This window comes from Rhizobium anhuiense bv. trifolii (assembly GCF_024346605.1).
In the GTDB taxonomy this organism is placed as follows: domain Bacteria; phylum Pseudomonadota; class Alphaproteobacteria; order Rhizobiales; family Rhizobiaceae; genus Rhizobium; species Rhizobium anhuiense.
Genome location: NZ_CP098803.1, coordinates 3,926,917 through 3,942,796, shown reverse-complemented (window position 1 = coordinate 3,942,796; position 15,880 = coordinate 3,926,917). Strand labels below are relative to the sequence as shown.

The 15,880-nt window shown below is 62.2% G+C and carries 18 protein-coding genes; 5 read left to right on the top strand and 13 right to left on the bottom strand.

Translation table 11 applies throughout. From position 1 onward, the window contains the following. Nucleotides 1–110: 110 nt before the first annotated feature. Nucleotides 111–1,010, bottom strand: a complete 900-nt coding sequence (locus NE851_RS28175) for a LysR family transcriptional regulator (protein WP_168333386.1) — start codon at nt 1,008–1,010, stop codon at nt 111–113. A gap of 101 nt (nt 1,011–1,111) precedes the next feature. Between NE851_RS28175 and NE851_RS28170 the strand changes: the two genes are divergently transcribed. Beyond that, the gene (locus tag NE851_RS28170) at nt 1,112–2,134 is read left to right on the top strand and encodes a zinc-dependent alcohol dehydrogenase family protein (RefSeq protein WP_254959314.1); all 1,023 of its coding nucleotides are present in this window, start codon (nt 1,112–1,114) and stop codon (nt 2,132–2,134) included. A gap of 104 nt (nt 2,135–2,238) precedes the next feature. Here the strand turns inward: NE851_RS28170 and NE851_RS28165 are convergent, their stop codons facing one another. Continuing rightward, the gene (locus NE851_RS28165; protein WP_254959313.1) at nt 2,239–2,649 is read right to left on the bottom strand and encodes a rhodanese-like domain-containing protein; all 411 of its coding nucleotides are present in this window, start codon (nt 2,647–2,649) and stop codon (nt 2,239–2,241) included. A gap of 71 nt (nt 2,650–2,720) precedes the next feature. Between NE851_RS28165 and ftrA the strand changes: the two genes are divergently transcribed. Next, nucleotides 2,721–3,722, top strand: coding sequence for a transcriptional regulator FtrA (gene ftrA, locus NE851_RS28160; RefSeq protein ID WP_063474402.1), 1,002 nt, complete (start codon nt 2,721–2,723; stop codon nt 3,720–3,722). 63 nt (nt 3,723–3,785) lie between these two features. Here ftrA and preA read toward each other — a convergent pair whose 3' ends face one another. From preA to NE851_RS28140, 4 genes are all read right to left on the bottom strand, one after another. Beyond that, nucleotides 3,786–5,099: an NAD-dependent dihydropyrimidine dehydrogenase subunit PreA gene (preA, locus tag NE851_RS28155; RefSeq protein WP_254959312.1), complete on the bottom strand. Its 1,314-nt coding sequence runs from the start codon at nt 5,097–5,099 to the stop codon at nt 3,786–3,788. Nucleotides 5,100–5,114: 15 nt separating this feature from the next. Next, nucleotides 5,115–6,476 (bottom strand): NAD(P)-dependent oxidoreductase, encoded by a 1,362-nt coding sequence (locus tag NE851_RS28150; RefSeq protein ID WP_254959311.1) that lies wholly within the window; start codon nt 6,474–6,476, stop codon nt 5,115–5,117. 408 nt (nt 6,477–6,884) lie between these two features. Continuing rightward, entirely contained in the window at nt 6,885–7,880 is a 996-nt protein-coding gene (locus NE851_RS28145; protein ID WP_047618776.1) for a sensor histidine kinase, read from the bottom strand. Nucleotides 7,881–8,070: 190 nt separating this feature from the next. Further along, entirely contained in the window at nt 8,071–8,865 is a 795-nt protein-coding gene (locus NE851_RS28140) for a response regulator (protein ID WP_254959310.1), read from the bottom strand. A gap of 256 nt (nt 8,866–9,121) precedes the next feature. On the opposite strand from NE851_RS28140, the gene NE851_RS28135 reads away from it, so the two are divergent. Then, entirely contained in the window at nt 9,122–9,328 is a 207-nt protein-coding gene (locus NE851_RS28135) for a NepR family anti-sigma factor (RefSeq protein ID WP_024319398.1), read from the top strand. Nucleotides 9,329–9,337: 9 nt separating this feature from the next. After that, a complete protein-coding gene (locus NE851_RS28130; protein WP_003565924.1) occupies nt 9,338–9,895 on the top strand; it encodes an RNA polymerase sigma factor in 558 nt (185 codons plus the stop codon). Between the two features lie 383 nt (nt 9,896–10,278). Here NE851_RS28130 and NE851_RS28125 read toward each other — a convergent pair whose 3' ends face one another. From NE851_RS28125 to hemP, 7 genes are all read right to left on the bottom strand, one after another. After that, nucleotides 10,279–10,680 carry a hypothetical protein gene (locus NE851_RS28125; RefSeq protein WP_254959307.1) on the bottom strand — a complete coding sequence of 134 codons (402 nt, stop codon included), beginning with the start codon at nt 10,678–10,680 and terminating at the stop codon, nt 10,279–10,281. Between the two features lie 9 nt (nt 10,681–10,689). Further along, nucleotides 10,690–11,034 carry a DUF883 family protein gene (locus NE851_RS28120; protein ID WP_132573191.1) on the bottom strand — a complete coding sequence of 115 codons (345 nt, stop codon included), beginning with the start codon at nt 11,032–11,034 and terminating at the stop codon, nt 10,690–10,692. A 147-nt stretch (nt 11,035–11,181) separates the two neighbouring features. After that, complete coding sequence (locus NE851_RS28115; RefSeq protein ID WP_254962460.1) at nt 11,182–11,976, bottom strand: heme ABC transporter ATP-binding protein; 795 nt, start codon at nt 11,974–11,976, stop codon at nt 11,182–11,184. 24 nt (nt 11,977–12,000) lie between these two features. Next, complete coding sequence (locus NE851_RS28110; protein ID WP_254959304.1) at nt 12,001–13,110, bottom strand: FecCD family ABC transporter permease; 1,110 nt, start codon at nt 13,108–13,110, stop codon at nt 12,001–12,003. 2 nt (nt 13,111–13,112) lie between these two features. After that, a complete protein-coding gene (locus NE851_RS28105) occupies nt 13,113–14,042 on the bottom strand; it encodes a heme/hemin ABC transporter substrate-binding protein (protein ID WP_183904763.1) in 930 nt (309 codons plus the stop codon). Between the two features lie 11 nt (nt 14,043–14,053). After that, nucleotides 14,054–15,103 carry a hemin-degrading factor gene (locus tag NE851_RS28100; RefSeq protein ID WP_047618744.1) on the bottom strand — a complete coding sequence of 350 codons (1,050 nt, stop codon included), beginning with the start codon at nt 15,101–15,103 and terminating at the stop codon, nt 14,054–14,056. Nucleotides 15,104–15,111: 8 nt separating this feature from the next. Further along, a complete protein-coding gene (hemP, locus tag NE851_RS28095; protein ID WP_028758866.1) occupies nt 15,112–15,294 on the bottom strand; it encodes a hemin uptake protein HemP in 183 nt (60 codons plus the stop codon). A gap of 156 nt (nt 15,295–15,450) precedes the next feature. Between hemP and NE851_RS28090 the strand changes: the two genes are divergently transcribed. Further along, the gene (locus tag NE851_RS28090; RefSeq protein ID WP_097545153.1) at nt 15,451–15,873 is read left to right on the top strand and encodes a hypothetical protein; all 423 of its coding nucleotides are present in this window, start codon (nt 15,451–15,453) and stop codon (nt 15,871–15,873) included. Nucleotides 15,874–15,880: the final 7 nt, after the last annotated feature.

Here is a 15,880-nt window from a genome sequence, read left to right as displayed (position 1 = left end):
CTAGCGATATACTGCGGTATCGAGTTATTTCCAGAGAAACGGCTAGGAATAACATAGGTTTCTCGCCTGCTGGTGGCTGCAATCCGCCATTGGCGATCAGCACCCAACGTTCAGCCCATCATTGCGGGCAGTCTGGCGGCGAGCGTGTCGATCGCGAGCCTCACCTTGGGCAGCATGACCGGGGAGCGTAGCCAGATGGCATGGGCATCGAAGACATTGGCCGGTTCGTGTTTCAGCACCTGAATGAGCCGGCCTGCCAGCACCTGCTCGCGTACCAGCCAGCAAGGCAGCCAGGCCAGGCCGCGCCCGGCGACGGCCGCATCGGAAATCGACGCGAGGTCGTCGAGCCGCAGCCGTGCCTTCGGCTGCATCCGCCGTCCGGGATCGGCTGCAGTGGGGAATATCCACCCTTTGTCGTTATCGCCCCGCCTGTAAACGATGCCTTCATGCAGCGGAATATCGGAGATCGCCTGCGGCGCGCCATATCGTTCCAGATAGGCGGGCGATGCGCAGACGGTCATGCGCTGGCGGGCGATCGCCCGGGCCATCAGATCCGGATTGTCCTTCAGCGGTCCGTTGCGGATGGCAAGGTCGAAGCCGTCCTCGAGCAGGTCGACGATCCGGTCGCTGAAGGATAGGTCGAGTTCGAGATCCGGATGTTCATCGAGCAGGCTTGCGAGGATCGGCGCGATGCAATGGCGGCCGAAAAGCACGGGCATGGAGATGCGCAACCGGCCGCGCACATCACGCCGGCCGGATTCCAGCATGGCTTCCCCGAGGCGGATTTCCTCGACCGCTCGCAGGCAGCGCTCGTAGAAGAAACGGCCTTCCTCGGTCAGGCTCTGCATGCGCGTCGTGCGGTTGAAAAGCCGAACGCCGAGACGCTGTTCCAGACGTGCGATCGTCTTGCCGACGGCCGAGCGCGTGAGGTGGAGCCGCTCGGCGGCAGCCGAAAAGCCGCCTGCCTCGACGGCTTCGACAAAAATCGAGATCCCCTTCAGTTGTTCCATTTGTTTCCTCTTTGGAACCATTCTGGCGAATTAATATCGCAACTGGCGTAAAATATTCAACGATATGTTTTCGCTCCCTGCAATGGACAAGGAGCAAGACAATGCAGACAACACGGCAATGGCAGATCGATGCGGTTGGACCGGAGCACAATCTCACGATCGGCGAGCGGAGGCTCGAACCGGTTTCGGGAAACAGGATCCTGGTCCGGACGGAAGCCGTCTCGCTCAATTTCCGCGACCGGTTGGTGATGGAGAGCGGCATGGGATTGCCGCTGCAATTTCCCTTCGTGCCGGCTTCCGATATGGCGGGGGTCGTGGAGGCGGTCGGGCCTGAGGTCACCCGTTTTAAAGCGGGCGACCGGGTCATTTCGACCTTTTCGCCCGACTGGATCGACGGACGCGGGTTGGGCGATGCCCGCACGCCGCCTTACCAGACACGCGGCGGCGTCTATCCCGGCGTCCTTTCCCAATACACCGTTCTGTCGGAGGAATGGTATTCGCGCGCACCCGATACGCTCGATGCAGCACAGGCGAGCACCTTGCCCTGCGCCGGGCTGACTGCCTGGTTCGCCTTGATCGAACGCGGCGGTCTGAAGGCCGGTGACAAGGTGCTGGTGCAAGGCACCGGCGGCGTGGCGCTTTTCGGCCTGCAGATTGCCAAGGCGCACGGCGCCGAGGTCTTCATCACCTCAGGCAGCGCGGAGAAACTCGAGCGCGCCGTTGCTCTCGGCGCCGATCACGCGATCAACCGCCGCGAGGGCGACTGGGTCGAGCAACTCTACCAACTGACCGGCGGCTATGGCGCCGACCACGTGCTTGAGATCGTCGGCGGCCCGCATCTCGACCTGGCACTGAAAGCGGTGGCGATCAATGGCCGCATTTCCGTGATCGGCGTGCTCGAAGGCTTCGAAGTCTCCGGCCAGGCCGCTCCGCTGCTGCTCAAGGCGCCTGTCGTGCAGGGCATTTCCGTCGGCCATCGCCGCGCGCTGGAAGACCTGGTGCGGGCAGTCGACCAGACCGGGCTGAAGCCCGTGATCGACAAGCGCTATGCCTTCGACGAATTCCCGCAGGCGCTCGATCATCTCTATCGCGGGCCCTTTGGCAAGGTGGTCGTCAAGTTCTGACGGTCGCGATCTTCCGTTCGATTAAGTTATGCGGCCATTCAAAGGGCGACAGCGCCGGGCATCTGAAAAGACGCGCGGCGCTGCCGGCGGAGAAGGAAGGCCGCTCAGGCCGCGGCTGGAACGCCTTGTTCGAAGGTGAAGCCTTCATCGGCCCAGCCGGTCATGCCGCCGATCATCAGTTTCACGGACAGGCCGAGGCGGGAGAGGCGAAGTGCGGCCTTATCAGCGCCGTTGCAATGCGGGCCGGCGCAATAGACGACGAAGAGCGTGTCGGAAGGCCAGGCCGACATGCGGTGCGCCGTCATCTTGCCATGCGGCAGGTTGATGGCGCCGGGAATGTGGGACTGTGCAAAGAGCGTCGGCGAGCGTACGTCGAGAAGAACGAAATCGACCTTGCCAGACGCAAAGGCTGCGTGGACGTCGGAGCAATCGGTCTCGAAGGCAAGCTTGGCGGCAAAATGGGCAGCGGCGATATCAGCAGCGGCGGCGGGGATGTCTGCGACGGGGCTTGGCATTTGCGATTTCCTTTTTGGTTCGAATTGCAGCCTGGTATCGCCGATGCTAAAGCTTTGCGAAATTGGCCATCATGACTGACAGCGTAAAGATCATGCCAAACTCCTCGCCGCAGCAGACGAAAGGACCGCTGGTCGCAGCGCTTGCCTATGACGGGCTCTGCACTTTCGAATTCGGCATCGTCTATGAGGTCTTCGGCCTGCCACGCCCGGAGATGGGGGAGGATTGGTATCGCTTCTCGGTCTGCGGCATCGAACCGGGGCCGCTTCGCGCCGCCGGAGGGCTGACGGTCGCCGTCGACAAGGGCCTGGAGGTGCTCGATGAGGCGGACCTGATCGTCGTGCCCGGCTGGCGGGCGATCGATGCGCCGGTGCCGGCACCCCTCGCGAGAGCACTGACGGCAGCGCATCAGCGCGGCGCGCGCATCATGTCGCTCTGCTCGGGCGTTGCAGTTCTTGCCGGATCGGGACTGCTTGCCAACCGCAGGGCGACGACACATTGGCGCTATGTCGCCACGATTGCCGCGCGTTATCCCGACATCACGCTCGATGCCGACGTTCTCTACATGGACGAAGGCAGCCTGCTGACGGCGGCAGGCAGTGCTGCCGGCATCGATCTCTGCCTGCATGTGGTGCGCGGCGATTTCGGTTCGGAGGCGGCAAACAGCGTCGCCCGCCGGCTGGTCGTGCCACCGCATCGCGAAGGCGGACAGGCGCAGTTCATTCGCGCGCCGGTTCCCGAGGAGCGCGAGGGCATCCGCTTGGGTCCGCTGATCGAATGGATGCGCGAAAGCCTTTCCGAGGACCAGCCGATCAGCCTGCTTGCCAAAAGAGCCGGTATGAGCATGCGCACCTTTCAGCGGCGCTTCGAAGCGACGACGGGTCTCAGCGTCGGCGAATGGCTGTTGACGGAGCGGCTGCGCCATGCCCGTGATCTGCTGGAGAGGGAACTCGCCGTTTCGCTCGACGATATCGCCGTCGCCAGCGGCTTTGGAACACTGGCGACGATGCGGCATCATTTCCGCAGGCGGCTCGGGACGAGCCCGAATGCCTATCGGAAGTCGTTCGGCGGTTAGATCGACCGTTGGCGAGAAGACTGCAACGCCGCGGAACGATATTCTCCGCGGCGTTGCAAATCCCTATTCCGCCGCCTGGCGTGCCATCGGGTTGTTCGGGTGCGTCGTCCAGTTGGCATAGTTCGGGTCGACGACGCGGCCGGTGCGCTTGTCGAGGGTGCCGGCGGGAAGCTGCTCCATGGTGATGCAGTTCTCGACCGGGCAGACGCTGACGCAAAGATTGCAGCCGACGCATTCCTCGTCCATCACCTCGAAATGACGAGCGCCGTTGACGAGGTTGGTGATTGCCTGGTGCGAGGTATCCTCGCAGGCGATGTAGCAGCGGCCGCACTTGATGCAGGCGTCCTGGTCGATCTTGGCCTTGGCGATGTAGTTGAGGTTCAGATACTGCCAGTCGGTGACGTTGGGCACGGCGCGGCCGGTAATGTCGTCGAGGTTGCGGTGGCCCTTTTCGTCCATCCAGTCGGACAGGCCTGTGATCATCTCCTGGACGATCTTGAAGCCGTAGGTCATCGCCGCCGTGCAGACCTGGACGTTGCCGGCGCCGAGAACGAGGAATTCGGCCGCGTCCCGCCAGGTGGTGATGCCGCCGATGCCCGAGATCGGCAGGCCGTAGGTTTCGGGATCACGGGCGATCTCGGCCACCATGTTGAGCGCGATCGGCTTGACCGCCGGGCCGCAATAACCGCCGTGGCTGCCCTTGCCGCCGACCGTCGGGTTGGGGGCGAAGTTGTCGAGATCGACGGAGACGATCGAATTGATCGTGTTGATCAGCGAGACGGCATCGGTGCCGCCCGCCTTGGCGGCGCGGGCGGGGCGGCGGACATCGGTGATGTTGGGCGTCAGCTTGGTGATGACGGGCATCCGGGTGTACTGCTTGCACCAGCGCACGACCATTTCGATATATTCCGGCACCTGGCCGACCGCGGAACCCATGCCGCGCTCGGACATGCCGTGCGGACAGCCGAAATTGAGCTCGATGCCGTCGGCGCCGGTCTCTTCGACCAGCGGCAGGATCGCCTTCCAGGCCTGCTCCTCGCAGGGTACCATGATCGAGGCGATCAGCGCCCGGTCCGGCCAGTTCATCTTCACCTGCTTCATTTCCCGCAGGTTGGTATAGAGGTCGCGGTCGGTGATGAGCTCGATATTGTTCAGCCCCAGCAGGCGGCGGTCGGCGCCCCAGATCGCGCCGTAGCGCGGGCCGTTGACGTTGACGACAGGCGGGCCTTCCTCGCCCAGCGTCTTCCAGACCACGCCGCCCCAGCCGGCCTTGAAGGCACGCTCGACATTGTAGGCCTTGTCGGTCGGCGGCGCCGACGCCAGCCAGAACGGGTTCGGGGACTTGATGCCGACGAAATTATTGCGGAGATCAGCCATTGTTCATTCTCCCCTTCAGGCAACCGCGACAGCCGGAGCGGCGGCTGCGGTGAGGGTGCGGTGGATGGATTCAGCCGCGTCGCGACCGTGGGCGACGGCGGAAACCGTGAGGTCGTCGCCGCCGAAGACGCAGTCTCCACCGGCCCAGACGCCGTCGAGCGAGGTATGGCCTTCGCCATCGACGGCGATGCGGCCGCTTTCCATGCGCAGCGAACCGAGACCGGAGGCGTCAAAGGTCTGGCCGATCGCCTTGAAGATCTGGTCGGCGGCAATGACGCCGGTTTCGCCGGTCCCGACCAGGCGGCCTTCGAGAAGCTTGGTATATTCCACTTCGATGGCGGCGACTTTGCCGTCCTGCGACAGGATCGATTTCGGCGCCAGCCAGTGGCGGATGATGACGCCCTTGGAACTTGCCAGATCCTGCTCGAACTCCGAAGCGTTCATGTGTTCCTTGCCACGGCGATAACAGATCGTCACCTCCTCGGCGCCAAGCAGCTTCGCCTGCACGGCAGCGTCGATCGCGGTCATGCCGCCGCCGAGGACGACGACACGGCGGCCGACGGCGATTTCGCTCTTGTTTTCGGCCTGACGCAGTGCCGCGATGAAATCGACGGCGTCGTCGACGCCTGCGAGGTTCTCGCCCTCGATGCGCAGCGCGTTGACGCCGGCAAGGCCGATACCGAGGAAGACCGCGTCATATTGGGCCTGCAGATCGGCAAGCGAGAAATCGCGGCCGAGAAGCTGCCCATGCCGGACCTCGATGCCGCCGATCGAGAGGATGTAGTCGACTTCCTTCTGGGCGAAATCGTCGACCGTCTTATAGGTGGCGATGCCATATTCGTTGAGGCCGCCGGATTTTTCCCTGGCATCATAGATGACGACGGAATGGCCTTTCACGGCCAGGCGATGGGCGGCGGCAAGGCCGGCTGGGCCTGCGCCGACGACGGCGATCGTCTTTCCGGTCGGTTCGGCCCTGGCATAGAACTGCTTGCCGGCCTGCATGGCGGCATCTGTCGCATAACGCTGCAGGCGGCCGATCTCGACGGGCCGCTCTTCGGCCGTGTTGCGCACGCAGGCCTGTTCGCAGAGTTCTTCGGTGGGACAGACGCGGGCGCACATGCCGCCAAGGATGTTCTGATCGAAGATCGTCTTTGCTGAGCCGATCGGATTGCCCGTCGAAATCTGGCGGATGAACAGGGGAATGTCGATCGAGGTGGGACAGGCCGTCATGCACGGCGCGTCATAACAGAAGTAACAGCGGTCGGCGGCGACCAGCGCCTCGTGATTGTCGAGGCGCGGATGCAGATCGGAAAAATTAGCCTCATACTCGGCGGGCGAAAGCCGGCCAGCATGAATCCCAGTTTCCAGTCGTTCCATTGAAGTTCCCTCATTATTGGTAAACGGCCTGTGAGGGAAAGCGTAACTCAGGTTTAAAAATTTATCAAACGGTAAAATTTTGACGGTTTTCTCTTGCTGGATGCCAGGCAATCCATTGTTTTTATTGGCGGAATCTATCTGGTCCGCATTCGTGAAATGGTTGGACGCGCCCCGCGCCAAGGGCATCGGAAAAAAGATTCAAAAAAGTCGAATTTTTTTCCGATCGGAGGGAACCAAAGTTTGATGTCGCCGTTATTGCGGTATCCGGATGGTGATCGCATCGACCCAACATGCGCGCCCCCAACCCACTATCCGGACGTACTCACGGTCCCCTCCCGGTGAGTGAAGACAGCCGGTGCGCCGCCCTCGCACCGGCTGTTTTTCCGTTTGGCGCCTATTTCCAGGCTTTCACACGCGTTTGAAGATCTCGAATTCGGTTTCCGGAATGGTCAGGCGATACTCGATGCGGCCGGGAACGAGTTTCAGCTCCGCCTTGCCATTGACCGACGAAGGCACGACCCGTTCCAGCACGGTGCGGCCGAAGCTGTTGTCGCTGAATTCGTGGACTTCCGACTGATCATGAAGCACCTCCGCCCAAGCGACTTCGATCGCCTTCCTATCGCCGATTGCGGCTTCGCGGCAATTCAGCGTGATCGAGGCAGCGCCGCCTGATATCGCGCCGTAGGAGGCGGAGTTGACGATGAGTTCGTGGAGGGCGAGCCCGAGATGCACGGCGGCATTCGGCGTCAGATGCGCATTGATGCCATAGATCGGCATGGAGCCTGATGTTTCCGGCCAATAGGGGGCGAACTGCTTTTCGGCGAGTTCGAAGAGATAGGCGCCGCGCCAGCTCGAATCGGTAATCAGATCCTGCGAGTTGGAAAGCGATTGCAGCCGTCCGCGGAATTTGAGGAGGAAGGTGTCGAGAGACAGCGTGTTGCGCGCGGTCTGCGTGGCAATCCCCTGGATGATGGCGAGAAGGTTCTTCGAGCGGTGTGAGAGTTCGCGCAGCAGCGATTTCAGCACTTTTTCGCGGTGCCGGCTTTCGGTCACTTCGGCCATGACGGAGAGAAGTCCGTGCGCGCCGCGTTCACCGGTGCGCTGGATCTTCAGTTCATAGGTGCGCCTTTCGCCGTCGACGTCGATCTCGACCTCGGCATTGTTGGGGATGCCGGTTTCCAGCACCTTGTGTTTCAGCGCTGTCAGATATCGCCCATGGGCGTCGCCGAAAAGGGCAGCGTCGCTGTTGCCGGGCATAAAGAGCGCTGCAAAATGCGGCGGCAGATTTTCGGCGTAGAAGATCGACAGCCGGGCGTCTTGGCAGAGGATTGAAATCCCGGCGCTGCCGAGCGCGCGTTCCATCATTGCGGCTTTGCCTTCGAAGGTGAAAGGCACGCCGGACAATGGTTCAGTCGTATTCACTCGACCGCCTTTCCTTGTGACATCTTGAACGTCGCTGAAGGGAGCGCCCTTCCAGACACCGCCTGTCAACTCTAGAACAAAGCGCTGCAAAAACCGTTAAAGCCACCGGAGTCCCGGTAGCACCGGAACGTATGCTTTGGCGATTTGGTTCCGAAGTCCGGAAAATTGCGTCTCAGGCGGCCACTCTGGTCGATTCGTTGAAGAAAAGAGCTTGGCTGATCAGTGCCTTGACCATGTCCGGATTGAAGGGCTTGGTGACAAGGAAAGTCGGCTCAGGGCGCTCGCCGGTCAGAAGCCGTTCAGGGAAAGCGGTGATGAAGATCACCGGCACGCTCGACGTCTTCAGGATGTCGTTGACTGCGTCGATACCGGAACTGCCGTCGGCAAGCTGGATGTCGGCCAGCACCATGCTCGGCTTGGTCTTATTGTAGAGCGCGACGGCTTCGGCATGCGTGCGGGCGATGCCGGTGACGCGATGGCCGAGGCTTTCGACCATCTGCTCAATATCCATGGCGATCAGCGGCTCGTCCTCGATGATCATGATATCGGTGGCGACCTGACGGGAAATTTCCTGCGAGGCCACGTCGAGCAGACGCATGACGTCCTGTTCCTCGGTTTCCAGGATATCGGCGATTTCGGCGACGCGAAAATTCTCCACAGAGGCGAGCAAAAAGGCCTGACGGGCACGAGGCGAAACCTTGGAAAGGTTCAGTGTGGCGCGTTGCTCCCAGGCATAGGGCGAAGTCGGCTCTGGAATCTGGACTGCGGTGGAACCAAACAGTTGCGTAAACAGTTTGTAGAGTGCGACCCGGTCGTTCGCCGTATCCGGGAAAATCGACAGATCGGCGATGATGGCTTCGAGGACGGCGGCGACATAGGCGTCGCCCGAAGTCTGGGTGCCGGTGAGGGCGCGGGAATAGCGGCGCAGATAAGGAAGGTGCGGCGCAATTCGAGTAGAAAGTGTCATTAATGGCTCCTGCATACAGGCCGGCATTGGCTTCAATGAGCGGTTAACGTCGCCTTGCTAAAAAAGTTCCGGAACGGGAGGAACTTTTTTTGTCGCGCCGCATTATTCCAGCCGACAATGAAAGGGCGTAGCGTTTTGACCCATGCAACGGCAAATACTGGCGACATCGACACTGGAACGTTCGGTGTCGATGGTTGAAATCATGATTGATCCCCTGCACGCCCCTCTAACAGACAACCGGCGAGAAGACGAATTGATGACTACACGCAAGAAAGAGGCAGCCGATCAGCGAAAGCTGGAGCTGCGGGCAAGCGACATCCTGGACCCGAACAATCAGATCGGCGTCAGGCTGCGGTCGCTTTATGCGGCCGCACAGGATGAAGCGATTCCCGATCGTTTTCTCGACCTTCTCGAAAAGCTCGACCATGCTGAAATGATGGCTTCCGCCAAAATGGCCGAATAGGATCGCCGCATGGAAGATAAAGCGCAACCCAGCTTCAAGCGGGAACTGCTGGCGGCACTCCCCAGTCTTCGCGCCTTCGCGATCTCGCTCATCGGACGGCACGACCGTGCCGACGATCTCGTCCAGGACACCATCATGAAAGCCTGGGCCAAACAGGATCATTTCGAGATGGGCACCAATATGAAGGCCTGGCTCTTCACGATCCTGCGCAACGAACTCTACAGCCAGATGCGCAAGAGCGGCCGCGAGATACAGGACAGCGACGGGCTGTTCACGGAATCGATGGCGATGCATCCCTCGCAATATGGCGCGCTCGATCTGCAGGACTTCAAAAAGGCGCTCGACCAGCTGCCGCCGGACCAACGCGAAGCGATCATCCTCGTCGGCGCCTCGGGTTTCTCCTATGAGGAGGCCGCCGAAATCTGCGGCTGCGCCGTCGGCACCATCAAGAGCCGCGTCAACCGGGCCCGCCAGCGACTGCAGGAATTGCTGCAGATATCAGGTGAGGCGGATTTCGGCCCCGACGCCACCTCTGCGCCGTTGACGTCGAAGGCGTTTGCGTTCTGACAAGAGTTATACTTGGGAGGAAGGCCGGCTGCCCTTTCGGGGCGCCGGCTTTTTTGCGTTCGTGGGAGTGTTAGAAGGGCGTGTATCCAAAAGTGGTGGATAGTTGTCTAACGCGCACTACTGTTCGTCCTCATTCCTGTGCTCGTCACAGGAATCCAGTGCGCCCAAGTCCTTGGGCGCGAAAGGTTTTTCCCACCCGCCGTGTCGGTTCATTCACCGCGCGGAACGCGCCGCAGCTGGATTCCTGTGACAAGCACAGGAATGAGGGAGAGCGAGGTGGGGAGTCATGCCTAATCTTCCGCTGGTAATGTGAAGAGGAAATACTTTCCCCTCTCCATTCTCGTGACAGTTGCGGGATAGGAGCAGGTGGGTTGCCACCTCAATCAATCCTCGCGCTTCGAGCCCACCAGATTGGCTGCGACAATTGCCGCCAGGACGCCGGCGGTCAGGAGCGGCTGGGCGCGGACGAGGCCGAGCCCGACCGTTGCCAGCGATTCCAGTGCCGCGCGGCGTTCACGGGCGCGGCGCGCTTCCCGGGCGTTGATGATCGCCATCACCACCAGCGCGATGATGGCGATCAGCAGCGCGCAGGCGGCCAGGAAGAGGGCCGCACCGACCGGGCCGTAGATGCCGGCGAGCCAGATGGCGCCAGCAGCGACGGCCAGCGCGTAGGCGGTGAGGAGGAAGAGCACGGCAAGCGCAATGAAGATGCCATTGCGCTTGGCGCGCGCAACGGTGCGGTGCACGCTTGCGCCCGTCAGCAGGCTGAGGATCGACAACAGCATCGCGCTTCCTCAGCGCCGGGCGAGGAAGGCGATGGCAAGGCCGAAAGCGGCTGCGGCGCCGATCGTTGCCAATGGATGCTTGCGCACGGTCTCGCGCATTTCGGTTGCGCCGCGCTCATAGCCGTGCTGCAATTCGCGCAGCAGATCCTCGCTGCGGCCGAGCAGTTCCTCGTAGCCGGCGCTGGCCTGGCCGCGGATTTTGTCGCCCTGGTGGCGTGAGCTCTTGCCAACGAGGCGGGTCAGTTCCGCGAGTTCGTCGCGCAACGCTTCGATCTGCTCCTCGATGCCGGATTCCAAATTGTGGAAGGTGCCGTTGCGGCGGCTGCGGCCGGACTGGAAGATAGAATAGCTCATGGCTGTCTCCATTGGCTGGGGCGCGCGCAAGCCCGCCTGTTTCGCACGTGGGTCACCACCGTCCGTTGCATGAATCAAATCGCCCGGCATTGACCCAGATCACTGCCGACAACGTATCGCACGGTCAAAAGTTCCGTGCCGGCAGGCTCAGGGGCGGGAAACGGCGCTGTGGGCGAGTACGAAGGGGGTGCCGTCGGCCGGCACCTGATTGATCCGCAGCGCGCAGCCGAACACCGACAGCATCGTTTCGTCGCTCAGCACGTCACCGATGCTGCCGGCGGCGGCGAGGCGGCCGGATTTCATCAGCACGATGCGGTCGGCAAAGAGCGCCGTCAGGTTGAGATCGTGCATGACGGCGATGACACCGCCGCCGCGTTGGCAGAAGTTGCGGGCGAGCGTCATGATGGTCAGCTGGTGGCTGATGTCGAGGCTCGAGACCGGCTCGTCGAGCAGCAGCCAGCAGGGCTTGCCATCGACGACGGGCTCGGCGATCTGGCAGAGCACGCGGGCAAGCTGCACGCGCTGCTGCTCGCCGCCGGAGAGTTCCTGATAGAAACGGCCTTCGAAGCCGGTCAGGTCGACGGAGGCGAGCGCGGCCGCCGCCGTCTGCTCGGCCTTGTCGGGATGCAGGTTGAGACCCGATGTCAGGCCCATGCGGACGATCTCGCGCACGGTGAAGGGAAAGGAGATGGTGCTTGCCTGCGGCAGCACGCCGCGGATGGCGGCAAGCTGCCAGGGTTTCAACCCCTTGACCTCGTCGCCGCCGATGCGCACCGAGCCGCCATAGGCAAGTTCGCCGGAGATGGCTTTCATCGTCGTCGTCTTGCCGGAGCCGTTCGGTCCGGCAATCGCCGTCAGTTCGCCGGCCTTTGCGGTGAAGGCAACGTCGCTGATGATGGCCTTGCCGGAAAGGCGCACGGAGACGCCGGAAACTTCGATCATCTGAACGTCACTCACAACATCCGCTCACAGCGCAAGACGCGAACGCTGCCTCAGCAGGATCCACAGGAAGAACGGCCCGCCGACCGCCGCGGTGATGATGCCGATCGGCAGTTCGGCCGGCGCAACCAGGGTGCGCGCCAGGACATCCGCGAAGATCAGCAGCGAGCCGCCGAGAAGCGCTGCGGCCGGCAACAGGAAACGATGGTCCGGGCCGATCGCCATGCGCAGGATATGCGGCACGACGATCCCGACGAAACCGATGCCGCCGCTGACGGCGACGGACGCACCGGTCGCCGCGGCGACCCCGACGATCGCGACATTTTTCAGCCGTTGCACCGGCACGCCCATATGAAAGGCGGCCGCCTCGCCGAGCGTGATGGCATTGAGGCCGCGCGCCATGAAGGGCAGGGCGGTGAAGGACAACAGGATGATCGGGCCGGCCGCGGCGATCTTCGTCCATGTGGCGCCGGCAAGCGAGCCCATGCTCCAGAAGGTCAGGTCGCGCAGCTGCTGGTCGTTGGCCATGTAGATCAGCAATCCTGTCATGGCGAGGGCAAGCGCGCCGAGTGCAATGCCGGCAAGCAGCATCGTTGCCACGGAGGTCTGGCCGTGACGGGTGGCGATCCTGTAGAGCAGCAGCGTCGTGACGAGACCGCCGCCGAAGGCGGCCGCCGGCAGAGCGTAGATGCCGAGAAGGGCTGAGAGCGGGGCTGCGATGCCGCCGCCGAGCACGATGATGGTGACTGCGCCGAGGCTTGCGCCGGAGGAGACGCCGACGAGGCCTGGATCGGCCAGCGGATTGCGGAACAGGCCCTGCATCACCGCACCGGAAACCGCGAGCGAGGCGCCGATCAGGAAGCCGAGGATCGCCCTGGGCAGGCGGATATCGAAGATGATGATCCGGTCACGCATGCTGAGCGCCGTCTCGGAGCCGGCCATGTTGCTGATAACGTCGAGGATCGAGGCATCTGAAGCGCCTGTCGTCACCGAAAACAGCATCGAGAAGACCGAGTCGGCGGCAAGCAGAACGATTGCCAGCAAGGCAAGCCGCGTCCGGTCGCCCGCCGGCTTGATTTCGCGCATGTCTGCCATCGAGACGTGTCGCCCTCGTTCCATGGCTTGCGGCAGGGCCATGATCAGCCCCCGTAGATCGCCGTGTTGAGATCCCGCGCCGCGGCTGCCGTGCGCGGACCGAAGCCGAGCAGGTAGACGCCGTCCATCCGGATGATCGCTTTTTTCTCGCCTGCCGGCGTCAGCGCGATCGCCGGCTGCGCCAGCAGGTCCTCGTTCTTGGTGCCGGCGCCATCGCCGCGGTTCATCATCAGGATGAAGTCAGGCTTGGCTTCGATGATCGCCTCGTCCGTCAGCGGCTTGTAGCCTGGGAATGCGCCGACGGCGTTGACTGCGCCGGCGAGCTTGACGATGCCGTCGGCTGCGGTGCCGGTGCCCGATGCCATGATCCGGCCGTTCTGGGCGCTGAGGATGAAGAGGACGCGCTTGCGTTCGGCCTCCGGGCGCTTTTCGGCATCGGCGATCGCCGCGTCGAGATCGGCCGCGACCTTTTCTTCAAGTGCCTTCGCCTTGTCCGGCACGCCAAGCAGCGTGCCGACGCGGTCGATCTTGGCGATGATGCCGTCGCGGGTAAAGGCGCTCGGCACGGTCTCGAAGGGTACGCTGGCATTCTTCAGCACAGCCAGCGCCTCCTGCGGGCCTGAACCTTCGACGGCGATGATCGCCGTCGGGTTCATGGCGAGGATGCCTTCCGGCGAGAGTGCACGCATGTAGCCTACGTTCGGCAGCTTCAACGCCGCCTCCGGATAGATGCTCGTCGTGTCGCGGGCGATCAGCCGGCTTTCCTCGCCGAGCGCATAGACGATCTCGGTGATGTCGCCGCCGACCGAAACCAGGCGTGACGTGTCGAGCTTCTTTTCCTCGCCATGGGCGGCGCGCACGAAGGCGAAGCCTTCGATCGGCCGCGCCGTCGGGATCAACGGCAGCGCCATGACGGCTGCCGTCAGGGCCAGTTCCCAGGCACGGATCCGGCGCAGATTGTTACGCATCGTCATCGCTATGATCCTTATGCGGCCACGCTTGCTGCCCGCGGCAGGTTTTCCATGATCTCGCGCCACTCGACGCGTTCGTCGGAACCTTCCTGCCGCTTGCCGAAGAACTGGATGATCATTTCGCCGTCGGCATCGTAAGCCTCCAGCGAGGTGACGTGCCCGTCCTTGGTCGGCTTGCGCACGGCCCAGGTCTCGGCGATGTGATCCTGGCGCAGATGCAGATGGAAGGTCGGGTCCATGATATTGATCCACGGACCCATCGGCTGCACGTTGAAGATCGGGCCGGAATGGATCTGGACGATGCCGTTATTGGCGACGAAGCACATGATCGGCAGGCCTGATTTGACCGAGGCATGCATCATCTCTGCCGTCGCTGTGTTGTCGAGTTTCCAGGCATAGTCGTCGCCGACGCTGCGTACGGCCGCCTGGCGGCCGATCTTCAGGCGCTTCAGCATGCCGAAGAACTCGTGTGTATCGGTGAGTTTGCTCCAGTTGTCGCGCAGCTCGTCGCGGCTGACGTCGGCGGTTTCATCGACGGCATTCGAGGTCTCGGCCTCGATAAATTCCTGCGACTGGTCTTCCAGCTTCAACTCGGCGACGATCGCGTGATAGGCCTCGACATTCGAGCTTGGGCGCAGATGCACCTTGTGCACGGCGTTGCCTGATTTGTCGAAATATTGCAGGCTGAGGCGTTCCTGGTCGCCATCCTTCTTGGAGACGGCGAAGCCATGCTCCCAGCGGCTCGGGAAGATGCGCAGGTCGATATTCTCGCCGAGAACGATGGCGGCCTGCGCGCCGCTCTTGATGTTCTCGAAGACGCCGATCTTCTCGTGCACGGCGCTTTCGTTGCGCGACAGCGCCATCACTTCGCCGAGACCGGCGACGCGTTCGAGAAGCTTCAGTGCGCTGCCGTCGATGCGGGTGACGCTGATGCCGGTTTCGGCGGCGACGAGGGCTGCCTCTGATATCTTCAGCTGGGCGGCGATATCGCGCTCGCGCATCTTCGGATTTTCAGCGCGAAACGCACGGATTTCGGCTGGCGCCGGTCTTGTCTGCTCGGTCATGTCCTACCCTACTTATTGAGAATGAGCTTGCCCTGACGGGTGATCTTCAGGCGGTAGACCACGCCGTCATGTCGAATCATGATCTCGTTCGTGCCGCGGAAAAGATCCGGGCTTTCGACGATCCGGTGCTGCGCCGCAGGCTCGCTCTGCAGCGGCACGTGCTTAAAGTTATCTGGCTTTTCAACCATCATTTCGGTTGGCAATTCCGTGAAGCCGGTGATCGGGATCGCCGGTTTTGATGACAATTAACTTGACTTTCTTACTCATAGTTTTTTAAAGACGCAATAGGAGACTAATGTAGTCAAGTTTTTGAGATTGCTGATATCGGGACAATGGCGGAGAAGATTATGGCGGTTAGGTTTGCGGTTGTTACGGCTGGCATGGTGATGGCGGTTTCAAGCATATGCCAGGCGCAGGATGCGGCAACCGCCAAGCTGGATATCGAACTCAACGCTCTGGCGCCATCGCAGAAGGGCTGCATGATGACCTTCGTCGCCGAGAACAATCTTCAGGCGCCGATCAACAAGATCTCCTTCGAGCTCGCCTTCTTCAATGACAAGAATGCCGTCGACCGCATCACCGTGCTCGACTTCCGCGATCTGCCGCAGGGCAAGAAGCGCGTGCGCCAGTTCGATATGCCGAACGTGAAGTGCGAGACGGTCACGCGCATCATCATCAACGACACGCCGGTCTGCGACGGTCCGGCGGCGGGCGAATGCATGAAGGGTCTCGTCACCCGTTCGCAGATTTCCGTTCCCTTCGAGGGGTAGAGCGTTT

Bases quoted from the DNA above. Each gene is read 5' to 3' on its own strand.
- preA (WP_254959312.1), bottom strand. From the start codon at position 5,099: ATGGCTGATCTCCGCAATAATTTCGTCGGCATCAAGTCCCCGAACCCG.
- NE851_RS28105 (WP_183904763.1), bottom strand. From the start codon at position 14,042: ATGACGATGCGTAACAATCTGCGCCGGATCCGTGCCTGGGAACTGGCC.
- NE851_RS28115 (WP_254962460.1), bottom strand. From the start codon at position 11,976: ATGATCGAAGTTTCCGGCGTCTCCGTGCGCCTTTCCGGCAAGGCCATC.
- NE851_RS28165 (WP_254959313.1), bottom strand. From the start codon at position 2,649: ATGCCAAGCCCCGTCGCAGACATCCCCGCCGCCGCTGCTGATATCGCC.
- NE851_RS28140 (WP_254959310.1), bottom strand. From the start codon at position 8,865: ATGACACTTTCTACTCGAATTGCGCCGCACCTTCCTTATCTGCGCCGC.
- hemP (WP_028758866.1), bottom strand. From the start codon at position 15,294: ATGATGGTTGAAAAGCCAGATAACTTTAAGCACGTGCCGCTGCAGAGC.
- NE851_RS28125 (WP_254959307.1), bottom strand. From the start codon at position 10,680: ATGCTGTTGTCGATCCTCAGCCTGCTGACGGGCGCAAGCGTGCACCGC.
- NE851_RS28175 (WP_168333386.1), bottom strand. From the start codon at position 1,010: ATGGAACAACTGAAGGGGATCTCGATTTTTGTCGAAGCCGTCGAGGCA.
- NE851_RS28170 (WP_254959314.1), top strand. From the start codon at position 1,112: ATGCAGACAACACGGCAATGGCAGATCGATGCGGTTGGACCGGAGCAC.
- NE851_RS28130 (WP_003565924.1), top strand. From the start codon at position 9,338: ATGGAAGATAAAGCGCAACCCAGCTTCAAGCGGGAACTGCTGGCGGCA.
- NE851_RS28100 (WP_047618744.1), bottom strand. From the start codon at position 15,103: ATGACCGAGCAGACAAGACCGGCGCCAGCCGAAATCCGTGCGTTTCGC.
- NE851_RS28150 (WP_254959311.1), bottom strand. From the start codon at position 6,476: ATGGAACGACTGGAAACTGGGATTCATGCTGGCCGGCTTTCGCCCGCC.
- NE851_RS28110 (WP_254959304.1), bottom strand. From the start codon at position 13,110: ATGGCCCTGCCGCAAGCCATGGAACGAGGGCGACACGTCTCGATGGCA.
- NE851_RS28120 (WP_132573191.1), bottom strand. From the start codon at position 11,034: ATGAGCTATTCTATCTTCCAGTCCGGCCGCAGCCGCCGCAACGGCACC.
- NE851_RS28090 (WP_097545153.1), top strand. From the start codon at position 15,451: ATGGCGGTTAGGTTTGCGGTTGTTACGGCTGGCATGGTGATGGCGGTT.
- ftrA (WP_063474402.1), top strand. From the start codon at position 2,721: ATGACTGACAGCGTAAAGATCATGCCAAACTCCTCGCCGCAGCAGACG.
- NE851_RS28135 (WP_024319398.1), top strand. From the start codon at position 9,122: ATGACTACACGCAAGAAAGAGGCAGCCGATCAGCGAAAGCTGGAGCTG.